This window comes from Methylorubrum podarium (genome assembly GCF_022179745.1).
Classification (GTDB): Bacteria; Pseudomonadota; Alphaproteobacteria; order Rhizobiales; family Beijerinckiaceae; genus Methylobacterium; species Methylobacterium podarium.
Genome location: NZ_BPRD01000075.1, coordinates 1 through 4222 on the forward strand (window position 1 = coordinate 1; position 4222 = coordinate 4222).

Sequence of the window (4222 nt, forward strand, 5' to 3'; positions counted from 1 at the left end):
CGGCCTGATCGGCGGCATCCATGGCGCCCTGATCCAGGTCGGAAGCGGCCGTGTCGCCGCGCCGCAGCCCGTCGTGCAGGAGCCGCAGCAGCCGGCCGTGCCGATCAAGAAGTCGATTCAGCCCGACTACATCGTCTGCCTGGAGGACGGGCGGACCTTCAAGTCGCTGAAGCGGCACCTGCGCGCCAAGTACAATCTGTCTCCCGAGCAGTACCGCGCCAAGTGGGGCCTGTCGCCCGACTACCCGATGGTGGCGCCGAACTACGCCAAGGCCCGCTCCGATCTCGCCAAGGCGATCGGTCTCGGCCAGGTGCGCCCGGGTTACGACGCGGCCGCCTGATCGCGGTCCGACGCTCGTCTCAAGCGGAATCCACTGCGCCGCGCTCGGCGTCGGCGCAGTGGATTGCCGACTCATCTTCGACCGGCCCGGTCATCGGACGGACCGAATCATCTTATCAACACGTTTGTCGTGGAACGGAGGAAGCGTTGCTGCATTCCTTCGATATGAGCGACGACGATCTCCACGAACAACTGTCCAAGACCAATACGGCGTTGGCGGAGTGGGCCGCCCGCTCCGCCTGCGAGAGCGATCAGCTGATCGAGCGCTTCGAGCGGATGGGCTACGAGGTGCGCGGCAAGTCCGAGGACGAGATCACCGAGATCCTCAAGAAGGCGCCGACGAAGCCGGCTCAGGCCTGACGCGGATCCGATACCAGCGTGACGGTGCAACCAGTGGCAGCACCGAAGGCTGTCAAGACTTGTATTAGGACGATTTTCCCTTAGCTTCCCGCCGTCGGTTCGGTTCGGGTGGCACGATGAGTAAAGAACAAAACATGAACGAAACGGGCGCTCTCGGTCGAGAGGCTGAACGCCTGTTGGCGGCGCTGGCATCCGATGGCGCCTACGCCTTCCCCGATCCGAGCGCGCCCGAGACGCTGATCGTGCGCAGGGGTGGTCAGGGCGTCTCGCTGGGGGCGGGACGGTTCTCCGTGCGGGCGGGTGAGACCCTGGTGGCGGCCGATCTCGCGGCCCGAGACGACGGGCGGCGCAACCGGCTGGTGATCGGGGCGGCCGGACGGGCGCGTCTGCGGCGCGCCGAGGCCTGCGGACCCGACAGCTTCCGGATGCAGCATCTCGCCGTCGTCCGGGAGACCTCGGGTGACGCGGAGCGGCTGCGGGACACGGCCGAGAGCCCTCTCGCCTGGATGGCCCGCCGGCGCGGACGCGACGGAGAACCGATGATCGACGCGGCCGCGTTCGCGGCGGGGGAGCGGCTGCGCCACGACCTCGCCGCCGCGCGGATGCTGCCGCAGCTCTCGACCGACTGGACCGCGCCGCGGGTCGATGGCGGCGGCCCGCGCGATCCGGCCTCGGCCTCCGACCGGGTCATCGCCGCGCGCCAGCGGGTCGATCTGGCGCTGGCGGCGGTGGGCTCGGATCTGTCGGGCCTGCTGATCGACCTGTGCGGCTTCCTGAAGGGCCTGGAGCGGATCGAGGCGGAGCGGCGCTGGCCGGCCCGCTCGGCCAAGGTGGTGGCGCGCATCGCGCTGGGGCGCCTCGCCGAGCATTACGGCATCGCCCGCGAGGCGACCGGGCCGGAGCGGGCGCGTAGCCGCGCCTGGCGCTCGCCGGAAGTCGGTTAGCGGTGAATCCTACGGGTTCCGGTTGATCACTTCGGTTTCACCATCCGCCGTCATCCCGGGGCCGCGCAGCGGAACCCGGGATCCACCCGTGATGCGCGCTGGAACATGGCGTTCAGGCCAGTCGTGGATTGCACGCCTCCGGCGCGCCCCTTCGGGTCCGGGTTCGCTTGTCAGCGCCCCGGAATGACGGGAAGCAGCACCGAAGGAATCAACCGGAAATAGTATCAGACCCAAAGTCTCCCCCGAGAGCCGGATGTCGGCTTATCGGAGGACGCTCCGGGAGGGCGCGTGACGCTTCGATGCGCGCCGCCGGCCTCGACCGATCAGGACACCCGGCTCGCGTCGCGCTGGATCTTCTCGACCATGGCACGGACGCCGTTCGAGCGCTTCGAGGTGACGTGCGCGCCGAAATTGAGCTGCTTGAGCAGGTCGAGCCCATCCAGTTTCGCAGCCTGTTCCGGGCTCTTGCCGGAATAGAGGGCGACCATGAGCGCGACGAAGCCCTTCACGAGGTGCGAGTCGCTGTCGCCCACGATCGTCAGCCCGCCGCGGTCTTCGTCCGTCGAGACCACGAGCCAAACTTGGCTCTCGCAGCCGCGGACGAGGTTCTGCTCCGATTTCCAGGCCTCCGGCATGGGCGGCAGGGCGCGGCCGAGCTCCATCACGTAAACGAGCTGCTCGTGCGGGTCGTCGATGAGTTCGAAGTTCTCGATGATGGTGTCGAGGTCGGGCAGCATGGCACACGCGTTCAGGAGCGTCGGACGGTCGAAGCCGATATAGCGACCGCGGGCCGGGCCTGCGAGGGTTCTCCCTCGCGGACGTGTCAGCGCAGGGCGGGCGGCAGCGAGGGCGGCACGTAGGCCCGGGCCTCCGGCAGCTGCAGCTGGAGCGGATCGGCGGCCGTCGCCGTACCGCTCACGGCGATCTCGGCCTGGGCGGCGTAGGCGGCGATGAGACGGGGGCCGAGCTTCGGCACGCCCTCCCGCCCCTCGGCCGCTGCCTCGCCGGAGCCGGAGATGATCGCCAGACGCACCGGCGCCCCGACGCCGGCATCGATGCGGATGACGATGCCGCAGGTTACCGTCTCGTTCGTGGCATCGAGGCATTCGGCGACGATTTCGGCGACGATCATGCCTAGGGCGTTGGCCGTGCGGGGCTCGACGAGGCTCGTCCCCTCCCCCTCGATCCCGACGCTGATCCGTCCGGCCCGGCGCAACTGCCCGAGTCCAGATGCGAGCCGGCGCAGATAGTCGCGCAGGTCGATCGACGCGATATGCGGCGCCTCGTGCAGGTGCTGCTGCACCAGGGCGATCGCCCGCACCCGTTGACCCAGAGCATCGAAGCTGCCGCGGCACGCTTCCGGCGCAGCGCGGCCGTAGAGGCCGATCAGGCTCACCATCACTTGGAGGTTGTTGCGCACCCGGTGATAGATCTCGGCCAGCAGCGTTTCCTTCTCGAGGAGCGCGTGCTCGGCATGCTCCTCGGCGTTCTTGCGATCAGTGATGTCGAAGCACGAGCCGAGATAGCCGTGGAAGACCCCGTTCTCTTCCAGCGGACGGCCGGTATCGAGGAGCCAGCGATAGGCGCCGTCGTGGCGGCGCAAGCGGAACTCGACGGTGAACGGCAGGCGCGATTCGAAGGCTTTCGCGACGATTTCGGCGTGCCGCGTGAAATCGTCCGGATGCAATCCCTGGCGCCAGCCATCGCCGATCTCGTCGGCCAGGAGGCGCCCCGTGAACTGGAGCCAGCACTCGTTGTGATAGCTGGAGCGCCCGGAATCGTCCGTCCGCCACATCATCAGCGGCACATGGTCGGCAAACCGACGGAAGCCATCGCCAAGGTCGAACGGGGTCTCCATCCCGCCAATCCCCGAAAAGCCGCCCTCTGGCGTATCAGCACCCATTCCGCTCGTCTGTTCGCTCGTCGCAACCCGGAAACAAGTTCATCTCTGCGCCGGTCAACGTCCGCGATGTTGGCCCGTTCCGGCCCGTCCACAACGCGATAAATCCGTCCGGCCAAGCAAGCCCCCGCGGCACGCTCAAGCCCGGCCAAGCTTCACGAATGCTCGATCATCTCCTGGATGCGTTCGACGAGCCGCTCAACCGGAAAGGGCTTCGTGATCATCTGGATGTCCGGGTCGAGCCGGCCGCCGCCGAACATCGCGTTTTCGGCATATCCCGTCATGAACAGCACCTTGAGACCGGGGCGCAGGGCGCGGGCTTGCTCAGCGAGAAGGCGGCCGTTCAGGCCCGGAAGGCCGACATCGGTGACGAGGAGATCGACCCGGGCGCGCGAGCGCACGATGTCCAGGCCCGACGGCCCGTCCTGCGCCTCGATCGTCCGGTAGCCGAGATCGCGCAGCACCTCCGTCACGAGGTCGCGCACAACCGGCTCGTCCTCGACCACGAGCACGGTCTCGTTCCGCTGCGAGCGCATCGGTTCGGGAGAAGACGCCGGCGCCGGCTCGTCCGGCAGGGCGCCGCGGTGGCGGGGAAGGTAGATCGTCACCGCCGTTCCCCGGCCGGGCTCCGAGCTGATCCTGACCTGCCCGTTCGATTGGCGGGCGAAGCCGTAGATCA

General features: G+C 68.3%; 6 protein-coding genes. 3 read left to right on the top strand and 3 right to left on the bottom strand.

The annotated features are described in order from the left end of the window. The 3 genes from MFF42_RS03925 to MFF42_RS03935 form a co-directional block, all read left to right on the top strand. The coding region (locus tag MFF42_RS03925) for a Ros/MucR family transcriptional regulator (RefSeq protein WP_238254583.1) at positions 1-340 on the top strand (340 nt) is incomplete at its 5' end. A gap of 164 nt (positions 341-504) precedes the next feature. Beyond that, complete coding sequence (locus tag MFF42_RS03930) at positions 505-699, top strand: hypothetical protein (RefSeq protein ID WP_238254588.1); 195 nt, start codon at positions 505-507, stop codon at positions 697-699. A gap of 134 nt (positions 700-833) precedes the next feature. Then, positions 834-1643, top strand: a complete 810-nt coding sequence (locus MFF42_RS03935) for a DUF6456 domain-containing protein (RefSeq protein ID WP_238254584.1) — start codon at positions 834-836, stop codon at positions 1641-1643. A gap of 323 nt (positions 1644-1966) precedes the next feature. Here MFF42_RS03935 and MFF42_RS03940 read toward each other — a convergent pair whose 3' ends face one another. The 3 genes from MFF42_RS03940 to MFF42_RS03950 all read right to left on the bottom strand — a co-directional run. Beyond that, the gene (locus MFF42_RS03940; RefSeq protein WP_238254585.1) at positions 1967-2380 is read right to left on the bottom strand and encodes a SufE family protein; all 414 of its coding nucleotides are present in this window, start codon (positions 2378-2380) and stop codon (positions 1967-1969) included. Between the two features lie 86 nt (positions 2381-2466). Further along, entirely contained in the window at positions 2467-3546 is a 1080-nt protein-coding gene (locus MFF42_RS03945; RefSeq protein ID WP_238254586.1) for a sensor histidine kinase, read from the bottom strand. A 152-nt stretch (positions 3547-3698) separates the two neighbouring features. Beyond that, a partial coding sequence (locus MFF42_RS03950) for a response regulator (RefSeq protein WP_238254587.1) occupies positions 3699-4222 on the bottom strand: 524 nt, incomplete at its 5' end.